At 49.5% G+C, this 21984-nt stretch carries 18 protein-coding genes; all 18 read left to right on the top strand.

The features are described 5' to 3' along the window. Positions 1–67: 67 nt before the first annotated feature. The 18 genes from EJN92_RS01405 (at position 68) to EJN92_RS01320 (ending at position 21591) form a co-directional block, all read left to right on the top strand. The gene (locus EJN92_RS01405) at positions 68–2332 is read left to right on the top strand and encodes a xanthine dehydrogenase family protein molybdopterin-binding subunit (RefSeq protein WP_126126198.1); all 2265 of its coding nucleotides are present in this window, start codon (positions 68–70) and stop codon (positions 2330–2332) included. Between the two features lie 530 nt (positions 2333–2862). Beyond that, entirely contained in the window at positions 2863–5031 is a 2169-nt protein-coding gene (locus tag EJN92_RS01400) for a M4 family metallopeptidase (protein ID WP_126126197.1), read from the top strand. Between the two features lie 116 nt (positions 5032–5147). After that, entirely contained in the window at positions 5148–7043 is a 1896-nt protein-coding gene (locus EJN92_RS01395) for a M20/M25/M40 family metallo-hydrolase (RefSeq protein ID WP_126126196.1), read from the top strand. 305 nt (positions 7044–7348) lie between these two features. After that, positions 7349–7828 carry a type II secretion system major pseudopilin GspG gene (gene gspG, locus EJN92_RS01390; RefSeq protein ID WP_126126195.1) on the top strand — a complete coding sequence of 160 codons (480 nt, stop codon included), beginning with the start codon at positions 7349–7351 and terminating at the stop codon, positions 7826–7828. A 25-nt stretch (positions 7829–7853) separates the two neighbouring features. Beyond that, positions 7854–8333, top strand: a complete 480-nt coding sequence (locus tag EJN92_RS01385; RefSeq protein ID WP_227869650.1) for a GspH/FimT family pseudopilin — start codon at positions 7854–7856, stop codon at positions 8331–8333. Continuing rightward, positions 8334–8747, top strand: coding sequence for a type II secretion system minor pseudopilin GspI (gene gspI, locus EJN92_RS01380; RefSeq protein WP_126126193.1), 414 nt, complete (start codon positions 8334–8336; stop codon positions 8745–8747). Continuing rightward, on the top strand, positions 8740–9378 hold the full coding sequence (locus EJN92_RS01375) for a PulJ/GspJ family protein (protein WP_126126192.1): 639 nt from the start codon (positions 8740–8742) through the stop codon (positions 9376–9378). Before gspI ends, EJN92_RS01375 begins: the two co-directional genes overlap by 8 nt. Further along, positions 9375–10427, top strand: a complete 1053-nt coding sequence (gene gspK, locus EJN92_RS01370; RefSeq protein WP_126126191.1) for a type II secretion system minor pseudopilin GspK — start codon at positions 9375–9377, stop codon at positions 10425–10427. Before EJN92_RS01375 ends, gspK begins: the two co-directional genes overlap by 4 nt. A 61-nt stretch (positions 10428–10488) precedes the next feature. After that, entirely contained in the window at positions 10489–11784 is a 1296-nt protein-coding gene (gene gspL / locus EJN92_RS01365; RefSeq protein ID WP_126126190.1) for a type II secretion system protein GspL, read from the top strand. After that, entirely contained in the window at positions 11781–12284 is a 504-nt protein-coding gene (gene gspM / locus EJN92_RS01360; protein WP_126126189.1) for a type II secretion system protein GspM, read from the top strand. The genes gspL and gspM overlap by 4 nt, the downstream gene beginning before the upstream one ends. Before the next feature lies 1 nt (position 12285). Continuing rightward, on the top strand, positions 12286–13065 hold the full coding sequence (locus EJN92_RS01355) for a type II secretion system protein N (RefSeq protein ID WP_126126188.1): 780 nt from the start codon (positions 12286–12288) through the stop codon (positions 13063–13065). A 29-nt stretch (positions 13066–13094) separates the two neighbouring features. Then, on the top strand, positions 13095–15221 hold the full coding sequence (gene gspD / locus EJN92_RS01350; RefSeq protein ID WP_126126187.1) for a type II secretion system secretin GspD: 2127 nt from the start codon (positions 13095–13097) through the stop codon (positions 15219–15221). A gap of 5 nt (positions 15222–15226) precedes the next feature. Beyond that, positions 15227–16657, top strand: coding sequence for a type II secretion system ATPase GspE (gene gspE / locus EJN92_RS01345; RefSeq protein ID WP_126126186.1), 1431 nt, complete (start codon positions 15227–15229; stop codon positions 16655–16657). 68 nt (positions 16658–16725) lie between these two features. After that, positions 16726–17946, top strand: a complete 1221-nt coding sequence (gene gspF / locus EJN92_RS01340; protein WP_126126185.1) for a type II secretion system inner membrane protein GspF — start codon at positions 16726–16728, stop codon at positions 17944–17946. A gap of 31 nt (positions 17947–17977) precedes the next feature. After that, the gene (locus EJN92_RS01335) at positions 17978–18532 is read left to right on the top strand and encodes a type II secretion system protein N (protein WP_126126184.1); all 555 of its coding nucleotides are present in this window, start codon (positions 17978–17980) and stop codon (positions 18530–18532) included. A 37-nt stretch (positions 18533–18569) separates the two neighbouring features. Further along, positions 18570–19400, top strand: a complete 831-nt coding sequence (locus EJN92_RS01330) for a uracil-DNA glycosylase family protein (RefSeq protein ID WP_126126183.1) — start codon at positions 18570–18572, stop codon at positions 19398–19400. Positions 19401–19867: 467 nt separating this feature from the next. Then, entirely contained in the window at positions 19868–20170 is a 303-nt protein-coding gene (locus EJN92_RS01325; protein ID WP_227869649.1) for a hypothetical protein, read from the top strand. 128 nt (positions 20171–20298) lie between these two features. Continuing rightward, on the top strand, positions 20299–21591 hold the full coding sequence (locus EJN92_RS01320) for an SEL1-like repeat protein (RefSeq protein WP_126126182.1): 1293 nt from the start codon (positions 20299–20301) through the stop codon (positions 21589–21591). The last annotated feature ends 393 nt before the right edge of the window (positions 21592–21984 follow it).

Below are 21984 nucleotides of genomic sequence, written 5' to 3'. Positions count from 1 at the left end.
GTGAGTGCAACCACGCTGGGGCGATTTTGTGTAAGTCCCTGAAAACTCGAATAATGGAGACAGCATAATGACAGCAGCAAAAAACAGCTCGCGCCGCCGTTTTATCTTAGGTGGTTTAAGTGTCGCCGGTGCCTTGGTAGTTGGTTGGGGCGTGATGCCGCCACGCCAGCGTTTGCAAGGCGCTAGTCCCTTGCAAATTACTGAGGGCGAGGTGGCCTTGAATGGCTGGATTAAGATCGCTAAGGATGGCACGGTCACGGTCGCCATGCATAGAAGTGAGATGGGGCAGGGCATACATACGGCTTTACAGATGTTGGTGGCCGAGGAGCTTGATGTGTCTATGCTTAAGGTCAAAGCAATGCATGCCCCTATCGATAAAATTTACGGCAATGTCTCCATGATGGCCGATGGCCTGCCGTTTCATAGCGACGATCAAGGTAGTTTGAAAAAGACCGCGCAATGGTTGACTTCAAAATTGGCGCGTGAATTAGGTTTGCAGATCACCGGTGGTTCTTCTAGCGTCAAGGATGCCTGGATACCACTGCGCGAAGCTGGTGCCACCGCGCGCGCCATGTTGGTCAATACCGCCGCCAAAGAATGGGGCGTACCGGCTGCCGAATGTCGTGTCAGCGAAGGCGTGGTCTCGCACCCCTCGGGTAAAAGCGCCAATTATGGCGATCTGGCAGCCAAGGCGGCAGGCAGCGAGCCGCGCGAAATTCGCTTGAAGCAAGCTAAGGATTTTAAGCTGATAGGTACTGCGCAAGCGCGTACCGACATTGCCGGCAAGGTGAATGGCACAGCCCAATTTGGGATCGATGCGCGTGTGCCTGGCATGCTGTATGCGGCCATAAAAATGAGCCCTAGCATAGGCGGGAAAATCAAAAAAATCGATGCCGATGCAATTAAAAATATGCGCGATGTGGTGCAGGTCGTCGATTTTTCGCAAGCGGTAGGCGAGGTTGGTGTGGTCGGAGTCGCCGTGGTCGCCAAATCGTATTGGTCGGCTAAGCAGGCTTTGGCGGCATTGCCCATCACTTGGGATGCCGGTGCTAACGCGACGCTCTCGAGTGAGGCTATTTATAAAGAACTCAGAGAGAAGCTCGATAGCGAATCTGGCTTTACCTATTATCAGCTAGGCGATCCGGCGGCGGCTTTGGCGGCCAATTCTGGCAAACTACTCAAAGCCGAATACCGCGCACCGTTTCTGGCACATGCCGCTATGGAACCTATTAATTGCACTGCGCAATTTAAGGACGGTAAGTTAGATCTCTGGGTGTCGACGCAGGTGCCTAGTGTTGCCGTGGGTGTGGCTGCCAAAGTAGCCAACATCAAGACTGAAGATGTGAATTTGCACATGAGCTATCTAGGCGGTGGTTTTGGACGTAGGCTGGAGGTCGATATGGTGCTGCAAGCGGTGGCTATCGCAATGCAGACTAAAGGCGCGGCTGTTCAAATAATCTGGAGCCGGGAAGAAGACATGTCGCATGATATGTATAGACCCGCCGCTGTGGCGCGTTTTAGCGCAGCGCTGGATGCGAGTGGCAAGGTGACCGGCTATGAGAATAAATCGGCAAGTGGATCGATTACCCACCAAGTGTTGAAACGCACTTTTGGCTTGATGGGGGCGGGGCCGGATAAGACTACGGCCGAGGGCGAGTTCGATATGCCTTATGAGTTTGAGCATCAGAAAATTTCTCATGTGATTGTGCCTACCCCGGTGCCGCTTGGCTTCTGGCGCTCAGTCGGTCATTCACATAATGCTTTTTTCAAAGAGAGTTTCATTGATGAATTGGCGCACGCTGCCGGTAAAGATGCGGTGCTGTTTCGCCGTGAATTATTAACTAAGCACCCGCGTCATCTGGCGGTGCTCGATGCTGCGGTGGCGCGAGCTGGGCAGCCGCCAGTTGGGCGCGCATTAGGTGTGGCCTTACACCAGTCCTTCGGCACGATAGTTGCCGAAGTAGCCGAGGTCTCGATTCAAGATAATCAAATTCGGGTGCATAAAGTGACTTGCGCGGTCGACTGCGGGATTGCCGTTAATCCAAATATCATCGCCCAGCAAATCGAATCTGCCGTTATTTTTGGACTTACCGCCGCTTTATACGGTGAGATCACCATTAAAAACGGGCAAGTGGAACAAAGCAATTACCATGATTACCCAGCCTTGCGCATGAACGAAACACCTGTCATCGAGACTGTCATCATAAAAAGTGCCGAATCGCCAGAAGGGATAGGTGAGCCCGGCGTGCCACCAATTGCACCAGCGGTGGCAAATGCTATCTTTAAGCTAACAGGAAAACGTTTGCGTAGCTTGCCATTGCGCTTGGTTTGAAGCTTAATTTAACACCAGTTGTAAAAAAGTGTAAGTAATTGTTTTTATTTTCACTCTGCAGCAATGCGATTTTTAAAAAAACATCCAATACCAGTTAATAATTGAAGTTAAATATTTATGTATTTTAATAAAAACTGAGTTTACTTTTTTCGGTGTAATAGAATTTTTTCACCAGCTCAATTGTTAATTGGTCTTGTTTTTTTGTCTTTTCGTATTTTCTACAGAATTTTCTATTGTTTAGAAATTTTCCGCTATTTTTCCGCATTGTGGGAAAACAACGCCTGTATTTCCATTTGATTTGATGTCTGCTTTACTAGTCCTTAGCTATTTAGGGAATAGCGATGGCTGTTACAAATTCGATTTGGAATACGTCATGTCCGATACAGCGTTGTTGCTGGGAGTTAGATGATTGCCCTATGCCTACTCCAATCCAGCTGTTTATAAATCGGCTGATGTTCGTGTTACCCACATGAATGGATGCCTTTATCCAAGGGAAACAATTCCCACACAATTAGAATAAAGGAAACAAAATGGAAAAAACTATCAAACTTCATCAGGTGTCACGCCCTTTGTTGTTAGTGACTCTCGTGGCAGCGGCATGCAATGTTATGGCGGCAGATCGCGTCAATCTTGATAATGCTCCCCTGCCAGCAGCGCGATCGGCATTAACTCAGGCTAAGACACATGAGTTGCTAGGTTTAGCCGCAACAGATATTCGTGAATTGCGCAGCGTTAAATACGCTAATGGCAAAGTGGTGACACGTTTTGAGCAATTGCACCAAGGTGTCCCAGTGTGGGGTGAGGGTATCGTTCAGCACGCCGCAGCAAATCAGCCGCAAGCCTCTTTTTCTGGCTCTATGGTGAACAATATCGCCAATGATATTGCCAGCGTCAAGCCACTGTATTCGGCCGCTCAGGCTTTGAGCCGTGCCAAGACACAGGCAGGCGTCACTCGCACTGAAAACGATCAAGCAAAACTATATGTAAAACTTGACGCAAATAACAAGGCGCAGTTGATCTACGTGGTTTCCTTTATCAGCACGGGTAAAGCTAGTCGTCCACATTTCATTCTCGATGCCAACACGGGCGCGGTGATCCAGCATTGGGAGGGTATGACGCATGCCGAGGCCGGTGGCCCTGGCGGTAATGGCAGAATTGGGCAATACACTTATGGATCGGCTGGTAGCGGTTCTACCTATGGTCCTTTGCAAGTGACCAGTACGTGCTCCATGGATAGTACCAATGTCATTACCTATAATTATTTGAATGGCACAACTAAGCCTAGTGCTGCGTATAAATTCGCCTGCCCTACCAATACCTACAAAGTTACCAATGGTGCCTATTCTCCTCTGAATGATGGTCATTTCTTTGGTAACGTGGTTTTTAATATGTACACCGATTGGCTGGGGCAACGTCCTATCACGGGCAAGCTAGAGATGCGGATACATTACGACGTCGCTGGTTGGGAAAACGCCTTCTGGGATGGTGTAGGGATGAGTTATGGTGATGGCGGCTCAACTTTCTATCCTTTGGTTTCTCTGGGTGTGACAGCGCATGAGGTGAGCCATGGTTATACCGAGCAAAATTCTGGTTTGGTGTATTCACAAATGTCGGGTGGTATGAATGAGGCGTTCTCGGATATGGCTGGTGAAGCTGCATCCTGGTATATGCGTGGCACCGGTACTTTTATGGTGGGTGACGACATCAAAAAAGGCTCAGGCGCGATGCGTTACATGGCCAATCCTGAGCAAGATGGTCGTTCCATAGGACACGCTAGCAAGTACACCAGCAGCATGGATGTGCATAACACTAGTGGCGTCTTCAACAAAGCATTTTATTTGTTGGCAACTAAATCCGGCTGGACCGTACGTAAAGCATTCGAAGTCATGGCAGATGCCAATCGCCTGCATTGGACCGCGAATAGCACCTTTAATCAAGGTGCATGCGGTGTAGAAAAGGCTGCAATTAGCCGTGGCTATGCGGTGGCCGATGTAACCGCTGCTTTTGCTAGTGTGGGTGTGACGGGGGGCTGTGGTGGCGGTGGCGGCGGTGATGCGGTGTTGACTAAGGATGTCTCGGTCGGCTTTGCAGGTGCGACTGGAGCTAGTTCCAAGTACACGTTTGCCGTACCTTCAGGCGCCACCAATCTGAGCTTTAAAATGTCAGGCGGTACCGGTGATGGCGATTTGTATGTGCAGTTGACAACAGATCCAACTAAAACTTCTTATCTGGCAAAATCAGATGGCTCGAGTAATGCGGAAAGTATCTTGATCGCAGCACCCGCGGCAGGCACTTACCATTTGTTGGCGAATGCCTACGCAACAGTGAGTGGTGCTTCTATCGTGGCCACTTACTCGACTGGTGGTTCTGGCGGCTGCACGCCGAGCGCCACCGTGTTGTGTAGCGGTACTGCGGTAAGTAATCTGTCATTGGCATTGAATGCAACGAAGACTTACTCTATCGTGGTTCCAGCAGGCAAAACTAGTCTGACTTTCAAATTGTCGGGCGGCACTGGTGATGGTGATATTTATGCGAAACTTGGCTCTGCACCGACCACCTCTACCTATGACGGTAAATCGGATGGCTCTACCAATACCGAAACGATCACGATTAATGCTCCTGCAGCCGGGACTTACTATGTGATGTTGAAGGCCTATGCTGCAGTTAGTGGCACTAGCCTTGTAGCAACTGTTCAGTAATTTCCTGATCCTTAATTGGTAAGCCTCTCTCTGTTTTTGAGGGAGGCTTTTTTCATTTCGAGGTTTCAATTTTATTTTTGCCCACATGTTTGTGCATGTCTGGGCGGGAGATTTTCATGCAAAAGAAATTAATTACTAGCTTGCTCTTAGGTGTCTTTTCTATGGGCGCTACAAATCTATATGCTGCAGATAAAGTCTGGATCACTCTGGGCGATGCCGCTTATGCAGAGTTGCAGAAGTTAGCGCCAAAGACCATCGCGAAACAGAGCAAAGTGCTGCTGTCCGGTGCTCCAGGCATCCTGGCTCAGGAAAAAGTGCATCTGGTGCAGGTCGACGAGTCGCTAATGTTAAGTCTGTCAGGTGCGATACACCATAAATTGAATCGTTGCGGTGGTTTTATGTCGCATACCAGCGAGGCCAGCGGTCGTGCTGCTTTGATGCAGCCTATGCAGATGATGAGCTTACTTGCTCCCTCGTATGTGATCGATAATCAAGCCACCGTCACTCCGTATTTAACGCAGATGCAAGACAGTAATATAGGGCAAACCATCGTCGATATGTCGGCTTTTCCCAATCGCTATTACACCACCACCAATGGTGTGAATGCCTCCAATTGGCTCAAAACCAAGTGGCAGCAAATGAGTGCTGCGCGCAGTGATATCTTGGTTGAACAATTCACGCATACAGGATGGGCGCAAAAATCTGTCATTTTGACGATACAAGGTACAGATAACGCGTCTGAAGTCGTGGTGCTGGGCGGTCACCTTGATTCTATTAATTTGAATGACAGGTCTGAGGCAGCCAAGGCGCCGGGAGCCGATGATGATGCCTCTGGAATTGCCAGTTTGACCGAGGTGATCCGCGTTATGCTGGCGAATAACTATAAACCACGACGCACTTTGAAATTTATCGGATATTCGGCGGAAGAGGTGGGGCTGAAAGGATCGGCAGAAATCGCTGCTAAATTTAAAGCCGATAATGTCAATGTGGTTGGTGTTATGCAGTTGGATATGACCAATTACAAGGGCTCGGCGAAAGATATCTATCTGTACACCGACTATACCAACGCGGCGCAAAACAGCTTCGTAGCAAACTTAATCTCCACTTATTTGCCAAGTTTGACCGTGGGTAACGATGTTTGTGGCTATGCCTGTTCTGATCATGCATCCTGGACTGCACAAGGCTATCCTGCCTCTATGCCGTTTGAGTCTTTGATAAATCAGGATAATCCCTACATCCATACCGCAAACGACACTTACGCCAATTCAGGTAGCCAAGCTTTGGGGGCGCTTAAGTTCGCGCGTATGGCGATGGCGTATGCGGTGGAACTGGGTAGTGATGGCGCGGTTGTTACTCCACCACCAGGTGTTTTGACTAAGGATGTTGCGGTAAGTTTTTCTGGTGCGGCCGGTGATCAAGCGAAATATACCTTCGCCGTACCCGCAGGTGCTAGCAATCTAAGCTTCAAAATGTCCGGTGGTAGTGGCGATGGCGATCTTTACACGCAACTAGCTACTGCGCCTAGTACTAGCTCGTATCTCGCGAAATCTGACGGCTCTAGCAATGCAGAGAGTATCTTGATTGCAGCGCCAACTGCTGGCACCTACCATTTGCTGGCAAACGCCTATGCAGCGGTGAGTGGTGCTTCGATAGTGGCTAGCTACTCAAGCACGACACCACCACCTGGCTGCACACCTTCGGCAACGGTCTTGTGTAGCGGGACTGCTGTTAGTGGAATCTCGCTGGCGCTCAATGCAAGCAAAACCTACACTATCGTGGTGCCCGCTGGTAAGTCTAGTTTGACTTTTAAATTGTCAGGAGGTAGTGGCGACGGCGATTTGTATGTAAAACTTGGTTCAGCAGCTAGCAGCACAGTCTACGACGGTAAGTCAGATGGATCGACTAACGCTGAAACCGTAACGATAAATTCTCCCGCTGCTGGGACCTATTACCTATTATTGAAAGCCTATGCAGCTGTGAATGGGGCAAGTTTGGTCGCGACTATTCAGTAAATTTTGTGTCAGTTTTGTTGAAGTATAAATTAGCCCCACTGTTGTTTTTCAGTGGGGTTTTTCTTCGATTTTTAAGTGGCGAGAACTTGTTGCAATTCGCTTACACCTTTTTAAACTAGTTTAAATATATTTAGTGTAGAGTGCTTTTAGCTCTGCCAACCCAGAAAATTGCCCTGTTAGCCAGCTACTTGTATTGATTGGAGTGAAACTTCATATGAAAGTAATACTTTCATGCTACGATTTCTGATTACGCATTTTTGGCCATGTTTAATTTAATCAATTAGGCTTATTTTCTCTTTTATTTTATGAACAAACAAAGTTTTCATCTCTATCGCCATAGCAAACCGGTTACTAGCTTAGTCTCGCGTGCAGCCCGTGGTTTTACCCTAATAGAAATCATGGTGGTGGTGGTCATCATGGGAATTCTGGCTGCTTTGGTGGTGCCAAAACTCATGGGTCGAACTGATGATGCGCGCATAGTCGCCGCCAAGCAGGACATCTCCACGATGATGAGTGCATTGAAGTTGTATAAATTAGATAATATGCATTTCCCTAGTACCGAGCAAGGTTTGCAAGCCCTCATTGCAAAACCGACAGCCGGGCCTTCTGCCAATGGCTGGAAAACCGGTGGCTATATCGATAAATTGCCGAAAGATCCATGGGGTAATCCTTATCAATACCTATCGCCTGGAATTAAAGGGGAAATAGAAATTTTCTCATTAGGTGCAGATGGACAGCCTGGTGGTACCGGCAACGACACCGATATTGGTTCGTGGGATCTGTAAATATTTCGCGTCTAGCGTTGCTGCTGTGACTCCATCTAACACACGATTCACGCGTCAACGCGGCTTTACTCTGCTTGAGTTGCTGGTGGTCTTAGTCATTATCGGCATTATGCTGGGCGCGGTTTCATTTAGCACAATACAGAGTAGTCGTCAGCGTTTGCAGACGGATGCCCAGCGTATCGCCTTGTTGCTGCAATTGGCGCGCGAGGAAGCCATCGTGCGCAATGCGCCTACCGCATTTGAAGCCACTGAAAATGGTTACCATTTCTTGGTGCGTACCGAAAATCGCTGGGATGTTATTTCTGATCTGGATATGTTACGTGAGCGTGAATTTGCTCTTACTCCGGTGAAGCTGTCTATAAGCCCAGCCGCACGTAGTGATGGTCCCTTGCGTATCATCTTTGGGCGAGAGCCTGTCGATAAGCCCTTTGTTCTTGATCTGAATGTTGGAGATGACCATGTTGTTATTAAAGCCGATGGCGTTGGCCATTTTATCGTTGAATAAATGAGATCTGAGTTTATCTTGCTGCCATCCGCCCGCCGATTGGTTCGCCCATTTTTCTTCTCCGGCTTTACTTTGTTAGAAGTGCTGGTTGCTTTAGTGATTGTCGGCACCGCCTTGGGCGCGAGCTTGCGCGCAGTTGGTAGTCTGACCCAAAATAGTGGCGATCTAAGAGGGGCGATGATGGCTAGTTGGTCGGCAGAAAATCATTTATCTCAAATTCGTTTGGGACATATCTGGCCCGCCTTTGGGGATAGAAGTTTCCCATGCCCTCAGGCTGAGATGAATTTGATTTGCGAAGAACATGTATTGTCGACGCCAAATCCTTCCTTTCGAAGGGTAGAAGTCTTCGTGTTTGAGGCCTCGCATCCCGATCGCAGAATCGTCAAACTGACACAGGTGGTGCCGCGTGATTAAAGCCCGGCCGTCGTCCTCTGGTTTTACCTTGATTGAACTCTTGGTGGCAATTACCATACTCGCGATCATCGCAGTACTTGGTTGGCGCGGCCTCGATAGTATAGTGCGGGCGCGTGTAAGTCTCACTACCGAGCTAGAGCAGACTAGAGGCATACAGATTAGTTTTGCCCAATTGGAAAACGATAGCGCCCATATTGCCGGAGATTTTTTATTGCCAGGTCGAACCAGTTTGTATGCATCTGGACAAAATTTGATCATGATACGCATTGTCAACGAAGATCTCCAGCCTACTCGGTTGCAGGTGGTCGCTTACCGCGTCGTTGAAGGTGTGTTGAGCCGGCGCGAGTCAGAAGCCACGCGGGATATGCGGGTGCTCGATAGTATTTTACAGAGTGCCTTGAGTGGCACGGACAATATGCCCGCGGTGAATCTGCAATCGAATATCATTGCGTTTGAAATGCGTACATGGAATTCTAGCGAGAATAATTGGCGGGTAGCTGGTAGCGATCTGGCATCCGGAAATCAGCAGGGTGCTAAGGCCGTACCGCCGAAAACAGGTCTTGAAGTATCCTTGCAGTTGCAAGGGCGCGAGCATCCCTTGTTAAAAGTGTTTTTGCTGGGTGCTGCATGAGGAAGTTCAGGCAAACCGGTGTTGCTGTGGTGACGGCCTTATTATTAACGACGTTAGCGATCACGATAGTCGCCAGTTTGTTTTGGCAGCAACAAGTGCAGGTGCGCTCCATTGAAAATCAGCGCTTTCAGTTGCAAAAAAAGTGGGTGTTGCGCGGCGCTTTGGATTGGGCTCGTTTAATTTTGCGTGAAGACGTCAGAAATTCCAATAATGTGGATCATTTGGGCGAGCCTTGGGCAGTTACTTTAGGCGACACCCATCTGGATCAATACGTAGAAAACGGTAAGGCGGACACGGAGCAAAGTGAAGCGAGCTTGAATGGCAAAATAACCGACGCGCAATCTCGCTTTAATTTGAATAATCTTGCCGTCAATGGGGTCGCCGATATACAAGAAACTGCGGTGTTGGCGCGCTTGCTGACTAACTTGCGCATCAATCCCTTGTTGGCACAAAGTGTTGCGGGGGCAGTCGCCTCCACTCAGCCTAAACCGGTGCTGGGTGGCGGTGAGACAGGTAAATCCGGCACCACTAATCCTGTCGTGCCGCCCTTGATCTCTACCGATAGTGCAGCCTCATCGAGCGACGCGACGAAAGGCGTCGGTAGATCGGCCAACTCCAGCTTTCCCGATGCGGCGGCGGATGTGCAGTTTTTACGCTTTAGTCAAATTGATGATCTTTTGTCAGTAACCGGATTTAGTCCTGAGATGTTGCGGGCTTTAAAAGATTTTATTGCGGTGTTGCCGCAAAAAACCACGATCAACTTGAATACAACATCGAAAGAAGTGATGTCGGCCTGTCTGAATATTAGCCTTACCGATGCTGCTATTATCGTTGCTGGTCGCGATAGGGCGTATTTTCGTGATCTGGCTGATTTTGAAAATCGTTTTCCAGGAAAAATCACTGCACTTAATTCAAAGAGTGTTTCATTTTCGACCAACTATTTTTTTATCAATGGTAAAGTCAAGTTAAGCCGCTCTGCTTTGGAAGTGAATGCTTTACTGGAACGCACTGCGATCGCCAGCAAAGTGTTGTGGATAAGAGAAAATTAAGATGAAAAAAAATAGGCTCGGTATCCGCCTCAAGAAAGACGCTCAAAGGTATTTATAAAATATGGCAAGCATACTGTATCTATTGTCGCCCTCGAAAAACGTGGCACGTGCCTCCAGCGATTTGGCTGGCTTGGCGCGCCCTTATGCATTGATATCTGAAAATGGCGAAGTGCAACAGCAAGGGCGCGAGACTCTGGCTAAATTGCAAGGCATAGCAGCAAATGCGCGTCAAGTAACGCTACTACTGGCGGCCAGCGATGTCACCTTATTGACGGTCAAAATACCGCCTATGTCTGCCGCAAAATTAAAGGCGGCTTTACCCAATTTAATAGAAGATCAACTGCTCACTGACACCTCTGAGTTGATCTTGCTGGCCAGTACGCCTGTCAACGGTATGTGCAGTATCGCAGCGGTCGATCGATCCTGGATGGAGGCGCTGCATGCTGAGGCGCAGGTTTTACGGCCAAAGAAATTAACCGCCTATGCGCTCTCTATGACGATGCAAGCGCAAGCGGATGCGATGAGTGTTTTGATCGAGCCGCAACAGCAAGTGCTGGAATTGGCGCTTCGCCCGCCAGGTCAGAACGCGGTGGGCTTGACCATCGATTTGCGATCCGAGAATAGCCTTAGCGATACGACTGGCGTTCTTGCACAAGAAGTGTTGCAGACTTTGAATTTGTTTTCTGCCGGTGCGGCTGTGAGCGTAGCACTTCCGGCCGAGCATGTGGCGCAGTATCAGCAACTGGCTGAAGGTGATCAGGAATTAGCCGGACGTTTCCATTTTCAGCCCAGTGATTGGCGTGCGCGCATCGCCGGACTTAATTCGTCGTCTATCGATTTGATGTCGTCGGTGTCGCATGATAATCAAACTTCTTTTGATTGGCATAAATGGCGCTGGCCTTTGGGCTTGGCTTTGGCGACTCTGACGATTAATCTGGCCGGTTTGAATCTGCAATGGCTGTCTATGAAGCGCGAAGCGCAAGCGCTGAACGACTCATTAACGCAAACGTATCGAACAAGCTTCCCAAAAGAGAGTGTTATTCGGGATCCTTTATTGCAAATGCAGCAAAAAATCAATCTTTCCCGCAAATTGGTGGGCGAATCGACTCCTGAGGATTTTTTGGTCTTGTCGGCTCAATTTGCGCAAGTTTGGGATGGCATGGTGGCGGATAAACCGTCTGCACCTGCTATCGTGACGATGGAATATAGAGAGCGTAGTTTGTTCGTTAAAATAAAATCGGCAGGCCTATTGCAAGTGGACCAATTTAAGGCTGGCTTACAAGCACATGCTTTGGTCTTGGTGTCGACTAGCGATGGCGTGTTGCAGATACGGCCCGATCGAGGAGATGGGAAATGAAGCAAAGCATGATGTTAGAGGCCGCGGCTTCATTTTGGCAGCAATGTGATGCGCGTGAGCGCTTATGGTTAAGTGTAGGAATTGCTAGTATCTTTCTCGCGATCGTCTATTTGATCTTCGTAAATCCAGCGTTGAGCAATCGAGCCAATCTGGAAAAGAAGATACCGCAACTGCGCTTGCAGGTCGCAGAGATGGCGGTGATGTCGGGGCAATACGCCAAAATTGCAGGTGAAATGACTGCCGATGTGGCTCCTGTGACGCGGGAAGTGATCGAATCTTCCCTGCAGAGGCGAGGCTTAAAAGCACAAACCTTAACCACTGCTGATGATGTGGTTCGCTTACAGATTACGGCGGCATCGTATAGTAATTTGATGGAGTGGCTGCTGGAAATGCAAAAAGCAGCGCGTCTCACTGTCGAAGAAATCAAGTTGACTACATTGACCGAAGTCGGACAGGTCAGTGTGGTGTTGACGCTCAAGCAGCAGAAGAGTGCATTCTGATATGTCGAAAAGAGTAGGTTTATTGTGGGTGCTTGCCGCTATTGCGAGTGTAATCGCTACCATACTTGTGTTTTTGCCGGCGAGTTGGTTGGCCTTAATATTAGAGAAGCAAACTGCCGGGCGACTCAGTCTGGGCGATGTGCGCGGTAGTTTTTGGAGTGGCTCTGCCTTTGTGGGCGGTGCTTCAGGAATTAGTGGGCCAGTGACGCCTTTATTTCCAGGACGTTTTTCCTGGCAGATATCGCCCATGCTATTGCTGGGGCAGTTGGATGTGGTGCTAGAGAATAGTAAGGTGTTGTCGCAAGCCGTGAAGTTGAATGGTAATTTGAGTCAGTGGCATGTCGCTGCCGCGAGTTTGTCGCTACCTCCAGAGCGATTGGAAGGACTGGGGGCACCGCTTAATACCATAGGCCCAACTGGGCAAGTGCGTTTAAATTGGAGTGGCCTCGATTTTACGCGCTACGAGACTAAGCTCGATGTTATCGGTAAGATGCAATTGGAGTTAAACGATATGGGCTCGCGTTTATCTTCGATTAAACCTTTGGGAAGTTATAGCTTGGCATTTGATTGGCATGGACAAATTGCAGATGTGGTACTGACATCGCAAAAAGGTCCCATGTTGTTGAGCGGCAATGGGAGTTTAAATGCTGGGCGGTTTCAGTTTTCTGGTAAGGCTCAGGCTGAGACCGGACAAGAAGAAAAGTTGGCAAATTTACTAGGTTTGCTTGGGCAGCGTCGTAGAGACGGCGATAAAGATGTGATAGCGTTAGAGTTCAAATGAGAAAAAATCCATTGAAGGTAGTAGCAACCATGACAGTCAATAATGTAGCAGTGCGACCAGCAATCATATGGCGTAAATTGCCAGGCATCGCGGTGTTGAGCCTTAGTTGTCTCGCTTCGACTATGCAGCTTGCCTACGCCCAGGATCCCGCCCAAAATGCCGCGGCATTAAACTTTGTTGGCGCCGATATCGAGTCGGTGGTGAAAGCAATCGGCCACTATACCGGCAACACATTTATCATTGATCCACGCGTCAAAGGCCAGATTAATTTGGTCTCTGAAAAACCGCTGACTAAAGAGCAGGCCTTCAAATTGCTGACCTCGACATTGCGTTTGCAAGGCTATGCGGTGGTTACCGCCGATGGCTACACCAAAGTGGTGCCAGAAGCCGATGCCAAATTGCAGGCGGGCCCAACTCAGGTGAGTGCGGTCAAGGGCGATCAAATTGCGACTCAAATTTTCCGCTTGAATTATGAGTCCGTGAATAATATTGTTACCGTGCTGCGCCCTCTGATTTCACCCAATAACACCATCAATGCCAATCCCGGCAATAACTCCATCGTGATCACCGATTACGCGGATAACTTGAAGCGTTTGGGTAAAATTATTGCAGGCCTCGATGTCCCTGCAAATAATGATATGGACGTGATACTGATTAAACATGCGATTGCCAGCGATATCGCAACTTTAGTGTTAAGACTGACTGAGGGTCAGGCCGGTGGCGATTCAGGTCGTACGGTCTTGTTGGCTGATCCACGCACCAATTCAGTTTTACTCAAAGCACCTTCCGCGGCGCGCGCCAATTTGGTAAAAGCCCTGATCGATAAACTTGATCAACCTACGACAATGCCAGGCAATGTACATGTCGTGTATTTGAAGAATGCAGAGGCGGTAAAGTTGGCGCAAACTTTGCGCTCTATTCTTAGTTCAGATAGTGCTTTGCCGAGCAATAGCTCTTCAAACTCTGGACTTTCTGCGGCCAGCACCACGAGTTCAACAAATTCAGGGCAGTCTAAGGACGGCAACTCCAATGCAGGATCAGCGAGTAGTTTGCCTAGCTCGTCCGGTGGCTCTCAATCGTCGGCCTCGGGCGGTGGTTACATACAGGCCGATGCTGCGACCAATACTCTGATCATTACCGCGAGTGAAGCCGTGTACCGCAATTTGCGCGGCGTGATAGAGCAACTCGATGCACGTCGTGCACAAGTTTATGTTGAAGCTTTGATTGTCGAAGTTTCGCCAGAAAACACGCTCGATTTTGGAGTGCAATGGCTAGCCGCAACCGGGGATAAAAATAGTAATTATCGAGTTGCAGGAGCCACCTCCTTCAGTACTGCTGGCGACAATATATTCAATTTGGCGGCTGGTAATGCGACTAAAGTTGGATCAGTTTTGCCGACGAATGGATTAAGTGTAGGAATATTTAGACAAATTGGCAGTCAGTTAGGTTTAGGCGCGCTGGCACATGCGATCGCCAGCGATAAGAATAACAATGTTTTATCCATACCAACCTTGCTTACTTTGGATAATGAAGAAGCGAAAATCGTGGTTGGTGAGAACGTTCCTTTTGTGACCGGATCGTATGCTCAACAAGGAACAGGAACACCGAGTGCGAGCCCATTCACCACAGTAGAGCGTAAAGACGTAGGTATTAAACTGACGATTAAACCCCAGATCTCGCAAGGCGGAACCGTGAAGCTGGCCATTTATCAGGAAGTGTCAGATGTGGTGCCTGGTAGTGGTGGTGATAAAAACGGACCAACCACCAATCAAAGGTCGATTTCCACCAATGTCCTGGTGGATGATGGTGACATTATTGCGCTGGGCGGTTTGATCGACAATAAGACCACCAGCGGTACCGAAAAAATTCCTTTGCTTGGGGATATTCCTTTTCTTGGGAATTTATTTAAGTATCAAACCAAAGGCGGTAAGAAAAAGAACCTGATGGTATTTATTCGCCCAACCGTGATTCGCACGGCGGAGCAAGCCAATAAAGTTTCGCTGGATCGATATGATTATTTGAAGTCTGAGTACATACGTAGCCTGGAAAACGGTCAGTCGGATTTCAATCTGAATATAGAAAAAGGCAAATTGGTCAATCCTATGCCTGCCAATCAGGTCAAAAATAAAACGCCTGACAGCGCAGGCGAGAAGTAAACAGCATGTTAGAAAATCGCTTATTACCCTACGCCTTTGCGCGTGATTATTCTGTCCTCGCTAGTCGAGACGGAAGTGCCGATGCGATTCAAATTGAATTGACGGTTTCCAAGCAGACCAGTCCTAGCGCAATCGCTGAAGCTGGGCGTCGTTTTGGACGGCTTCGATTAAAAGTCATCCCGCATGCCGATTTGCTGGAGTTGATCGCTAAAGCCTATGCTGGTTCTGGTGGCGACGCCGCCGATGTAGTTGGCGAAGTCGAGTCAGATCTCGATCTCGCCAAGCTGATGCAAGATATGCCTGCGATAGAAGATTTGCTGGAGTCAGCCGACGATGCGCCCGTGATACGTATGATTAATGCGTTGCTGACGCAGTCTTTGCGTGAAGGGGCTTCGGATATTCATATCGAGCCCTTCGAGCAAATCTCGGTGGTGCGTTTTCGGGTCGATGGTGCTTTACGCGATGTGGTCAGACCCAAGAAGGCGATTCATGCTTCATTGATTTCGCGTATCAAAATCATGGCGCAACTCGATATTGCTGAAAAACGCTTGCCGCAAGATGGACGCATTACTTTACGCATCGGTGGCAAACCTGTCGATGTACGGGTTTCGACTCTGCCGACTGGGCATGGCGAGCGCGCAGTGTTGCGTTTGCTCGATAAAGAGGCCGGTAAGCTCGATTTAAGTAATTTAGGAATGAGTGAAAACGTCTTGCAACAATTCGATAAATTGATTGCGCAGCCACATGGTATCGTGCTGGTCACCGGCCCGACCGGTTCTGGTAAAACCACCACTTTATACGCCGCCTTGTCGCGTGTGAATGCCGGCACGACAAATATCTTAACGGTGGAAGACCCTATCGAGTACGAGTTGGCTGGGGTAGGGCAGACCCAGGTGAATGCCAAGATAGACATGACGTTTGCCAAGGCCTTGCGGGCGATCTTGCGCCAAGATCCGGATGTCATCATGATCGGTGAGATTCGCGATCTGGAAACCGCCCAAATTGCGGTGCAAGCTTCCTTGACTGGGCATTTGGTGTTGGCGACCTTGCATACCAATGACTCTGCCGCAGCGGTGACGCGTTTGCTTGATATGGGAATTGAACCGTTTTTGTTGTCTTCCTCTTTGTTGGGTGTGGTCGCGCAGCGGCTGGTCAGAAAACTTTGTGGCCACTGCAAACGTTTTGATGGCGAGCGCTGGCATGCCGAAGGCTGTGAGCATTGCGGTCAGACTGGCTACCAAGGCAGGGTTGGTGTCTATGAATTACTGCAGACTACCGATGCGATACGCTCGCAGATCCATCATCAAGCGCCCGAGTCCGAGATCCGTCTGGCCGCGCAACGTGATGGTATGCGCACCATGCGTGAAGATGGTGAGCGCTGGCTGGCTGCTGGAGTGACGACGCAAGAAGAAATCTTGCGCGTAACAAAAGAGTAATCATACGAATAATCAGTCGAGTAATCAGACGAATATCAGACTAATGCAAGTAGAAAAGAGCCGAACCAGTGCCAGCATTTAGATATGAAGCCGTAGATAGCAATGGCGCAAGCAAAAAAGGCGTACTGACCGCCGACAGCGCACGTGCCGCGCGTGCAGATCTGCGCGCTCAGGGGCATGTGCCAGTGATGGTTGAGCTGATTGCGAATCAAATGGATGCCGAAGGTAAGAAGCGCCGCAGCCTGTTTGGCGAGCACTTATCGACGGTTGAATTAGCGTTGTTTACACGCCAGTTGGCCAGTCTTTTGGAAGCCGGTTTGCCGCTAGAGCAATCCCTGTCGGCTTTGCTGGATCAATCAGAGCGCGTGTATATCCGCGATCTGATCGCCTCAATCCGCTCTGAAGTGATGGCGGGTGCCGCCATGTCGGCCGCGCTTAAACAACACCCGAATGACTTTGCCGATATTTATTGCGCCCTGGTCGCTTCGGGCGAGCAGATTGGGCATCTGGCGCGGGTTTTGTCGCGCTTAGCCGACTACATAGAAAGGCGCAATGCGCTGGTGCAGAAGGTCAAGCTGGCGTTTACCTATCCGGCCATCGTCACTATCGTGGCTTTTGCGATTGTGATTTTTTTGCTGACTTATGTGGTGCCGCAAATCGTTTCGGTTTTTGCTAATACCAAACAAAAACTGCCTATGTTGACCGTGATCATGTTGTGGCTGTCTGATTTCGTCAGAGCCTGGGGTTGGTTGATGGCCATGATCGGAGTCGCTGCGTTTATGGCATGGCGTAGCGCTTTGAAAAATCCACAAATTAAAATGAGTTGGCATACCTGGTTACTCACCGCACCTTTGTACGGAAAATTTGAACGCAGTTTAAACACCTCGCGTTTTGCCAGTACCTTAGCGATTACCACCGGTTCAGGCGTGCCTATCTTGCAGGCACTGCAAACCAGTAAAGAAACCTTGTCCAACGTAGCGATGCGTGCCCAGGTTGAAGAGGCCACTGCCAGTGTGCGCGAAGGCGTTGGTCTGGCGCGTGCTTTGTCAGCGCATAAGCACTTTCCACCGATGTTGATCCACATGATACGGGCCGGCGAAGTGACTGGCGAATTACCGGCCATGTTAGAGCGTGCCTCTAACGCGCAAGAGCAAGATTTGGAGCGGCGCGCCCTCACCATCGCTGGCCTGTTAGAGCCAGCCCTGATTCTGGCAATGGGGGTGGTGGTTTTACTGATCGTGTTGGCAGTATTAATGCCGATTATTGAAATTAATCAGTTGGTTCGCTAAGTGCGAATCAGGCTGTGGTTTAAGGAATGAGATGAAGCGTCTGCCTTTGATTATGAGTTTTTTTATTTTTATAGCCTTGTGCATGTCCCTCAGTTATTGGGGCATACAGATGTTTAAGCCTAAGGCGAGAGCAGTCGCTGCGCCACAAACTGCTGCCAGTTTCGAGCAGCTATTAGGACAATGGGGCTCGGTATTCGGGCGCAGTCCTACTGCCCAAATGGCCGCCAGCAATTACCAATTGAAAGGCGTTGTGGTGGCGCCGCAAGCGCAAGACAGCGCGGCGATCGTCAGTACCGATGGCCGGCCCGAGCAAGCTCTGGCGATCGGCAAAGAATTGGCGCCAGGGGTCAAGCTGATTGAGGTGCATCCCAGCTACATCGTGGTGACTGAAGCCGGCGTGAATAAAAAAATTGATTTGCCACAAGCGGTGCCGAGTTCGGGAATTTCATTTAACCCTAGTCCGCCTAGTGCAGGCATGGTGGGGGCGACTAATCCGCCGCCGGCCAATCCAAATCAAGAATTACCAACAGCGAGTTTGCCCGCACCGCCACCAGCGCCATTGCCACCGCCAGAAAATTCGCGCTAATCGCTGGGCTAGTTTTTTGTAAAATTAAATGAAGTCTATGAGCACTGCCAAAGCTGCTAAACAATTTCCTGCCTTGATCCAGCACGCCCTAACACGAGTACATCCATCCTGGTTGCCGGCTTTAGTCCAGGGCTTAAATGCGATGCAAGAGACTAGCCCCGGGTATCTCGATAGCTTGCAAGAGGGCGCTTTTTTGCCCGACTCGGGGCGCCTGTTTGCCGCCTTCGCTTTGCCTCTCACGAGCGTCAATTATGTCTTGGTCGGCGAGGGGCCGTATCCACGCGCTGAGAGTGCTACTGGCGTTTGTTTTATGGACGGTGCCGTGCGCGAACTCTGGTCTCAGGATGCGCAAGCGGGCCTCTCAAAAAAAGTCAATCGCGCTACTTCCTTGAGAAATTTCATCAAAATGTTATTGGTCGCCGATGCCCGTCTCGATGCCGGCAATACCACCGTAGTCGCGATGGCAGCGGTGGCTGCTGCGGCGCGCTTGCCGGGCTCCGATCTCATCCAAGACCTGACAGAGTTGCAGGATAATTTAGGCAAGCAAGGATTTTTATTACTCAATGCCAGTTTAGTCTTTAGACCTGAGGTGGCACCAGCCAAAGATGCACTGGCCTGGCGGGTATTTTTGCAAGCCGTGTTTGCTGCTTTAGATCAGCGGCAAAAAAATGAGCAAGGCAAAAAAATACTGCTGGTGTTGTGGGGGAAGATTGCCGAGCAGATTAAGCACATTCCAGCCAGTGCCGAATTGGCCAGTATCTGTTCCGAGCATCCGTATAATTTAAGCTTCATCAGCAACCAAGTCATGCAGGATTTTTTTGCGCCCATGCATTTGCTGATACGCCAGCCATCCATAGACAACAACTGACGTCTAACCATAGTCATACTCGCTGCCTCAGGCAGTTGGCTAGAGCGCGCATGCGAAGACGCAAACAACTTGCGCCTGTGTACCGAGGGCGGCTACAAATCGCACAGCGAGCCAGGTCGGCCGCAATCGCGTTGTAATTAATTTCAAGCCCCCGCCAACGCGCATATTCCATGCGGGTCTCCAGCCTATGTTGTTGGAGAGGCGCATGGAATATGCGCGGTGGCAGGGATGCTTATAAATTTCATGCAAAGCTACGATCGCACCTTGCGGCTTTAAAGTGATGTTTTTGTCGATTCTGTTCAACTGTATAAATAGTCAGTATAACCAAACTAGTCAATATCCACGCGGGTTTCAAGGCACCTGAAACAAATTGTCTTTTTTAACACGCTCGGTTAATATTGCAAAATGAAAATTAACCTTGTCTTATGAATTCTCCGCTGTCATCGAGTCCGAGCATTAGCCCAGTCATGTTGCCATTCACACTTGCAGCCGTGGTTCAGGTGCTTGAGTGGGGCGCTCAACCTGAACAGTCTCCGCACTCTCATAAACAAATTGCGATGTGGTGCGATCGATTCTGGTGTCAGTACATTGATGTTGACGCATCGCCCGAGATTGAGCGTTTACTCCCGATCCTTACTGACGTTGAAACCCAATGGGATTTATATCTCGCAAACACTTATCAAATAGAAGAATTGCGCGCTCGTTCATTTGAGGATGAGTGTCTTCCTGTTGAGTGGTTTCAAGACTGGTTATCAAAAGTAAAGGCATAACATGACAGTCGATTGTGACGCCGTGAAATTGTTCGTTCTTCGTGTTAGCTGCGACTCGCGGCGCACATCACTTTTGCGTTAGGTTTTTCTAATACGCACACTGTTGTACATACAAAAGAGAGAGTTTCGTGATCGAGAAATATCGAAATAAAGCTAAATTTGTCGCCGGGTTGTGGCTCTTGTCGTTACCACTCCTGGCTGTCGTAGTGGCATTTGCAAAGCACGGACAAAGAAGAAGCATTGTATGGGCTATCTTGTGTAGTACTTTGATGCTCTTGTCTGCATGCGCTCTTTACCTACGGTCGAAAGGGCGGTCAACTTTGTGGCTGCTTCTGCTTTTGCTGCTGCCGTTTTCTGTCTTCGTGCCAATCGTCTACTGGCGCCTTGAAGACCGAAGTATTTCAGGCAACGAAATCAAAGCAAATGCAGATTTTGCCAAAGGTCTGGAAGCAACCAAGATAGGCGACTTCGCCACAGCAATACAGGAGTGGCAAGCACTTGCAAATCGAGGTTATGTGGATGCGCAGACCGGCCTTGCTGTGATATATGCCAATGGGCATGGCGTACCTCAGGACTACAAAGAAGCAGTTCGGCTTTACCGCCTGGCCGCAAATCAAGGCAATGCCTTCGCGCAGACCAGCCTAGGTGCAATGTACGAAAATGGCCATGGAGTTATAGAAGACTATAAGGAGGCCGCTCGATTCTTCAGTCTCGCCGCCAACCAAGGCCATGCTGAAGCCCACAAAAACCTCGGTGTAATGTACGCAAGTGGCAGAGGTATATCTATGGATGCCAACGAAGCTGCCCGCCAATTCAGCTTGGCCGTAGCTCAAGGCAATAGCGACGCCCAAGCCTACCTCGGTGCCATGTATGAGCGAGGCTTAGGTGTAGCGCAGGATCACGGGGAAGCAGCTCGTCTTTACCGTCAGGCAGCAGACAAGGGCAATGCGCTAGCTCAGGATAGTCTTGGGCGGTTGTATGAAAGTGGCGAAGGCGTAGTACAAGACTACAAAGAGGCTGCTGCACTGTTCCGTCTTGCCGCCGATCAAGGTGATGACAATGCCCTGACTAACCTTGCAAGGATGCACTTCATCGGCCAAGGCGTAGACCAAAGCAATGAGGAAGCACTTCGCCTAAACCGATTGGCAGCTGAACTAGGCAATTCATTCGCCCTTTACCACCTTGGATTGCAATACTCCATGGGACGAGGAGTAGTACATAGCGATATTGTTGCCTACGCTCTATGGGGTATGTCAATTGCCGGGGATCCGTCCGAGGATAGCAAAGCCAAAGACCTTCGCGCCCTTATTGGGAAGTCCATGCCGACGCAAGACATAGAGGCCGCCGAGAACCTTGCTCTCGAACTGAACAAACCGAATAATTTGCAAGTAGCGCTGGATCAGTTCGAAAAAATTAGGTGAGAAAACTAATGCACACTCCGGGTTCAAACTGCAAGTGCAATTTATTGTCTTCTCGCCCCAGCCTAACTTAAGGTTCGGGGGTGGGGTCGTGATACTGTTTATTCTTCGCGTGAGCGGTGTTATGCGGCTCACCTCATCGTTGCGTTAAATCCCCAACCCAAACCCCTCAGCACCGCGACCTCCTTTTGCTAGATTCTGGCTTGCGCTGGTCAACCATACTCCTGCCAGTACCAGCAAATTCATGGTGATTCGCGCATACCGTATGCGGGTTCTTAAAAATACTCCCTGTATTTTCTTAATTGTGTCGACCTAGGCTAAGAGTGGGTGTCGCCAGTCCAGACGGTATCGACACGGCCACTTTGCGCTACTCGTGCTACTCGTGCGCGCGGACTT

It is taken from the genome of Undibacterium parvum (assembly GCF_003955735.1).
GTDB classification, from domain to species: domain Bacteria; phylum Pseudomonadota; class Gammaproteobacteria; order Burkholderiales; family Burkholderiaceae_D; genus Undibacterium; species Undibacterium parvum.
The sequence above is the reverse complement of the archived record's forward strand: the minus strand, read 5'-3'. Positions and strand labels throughout refer to the sequence as shown.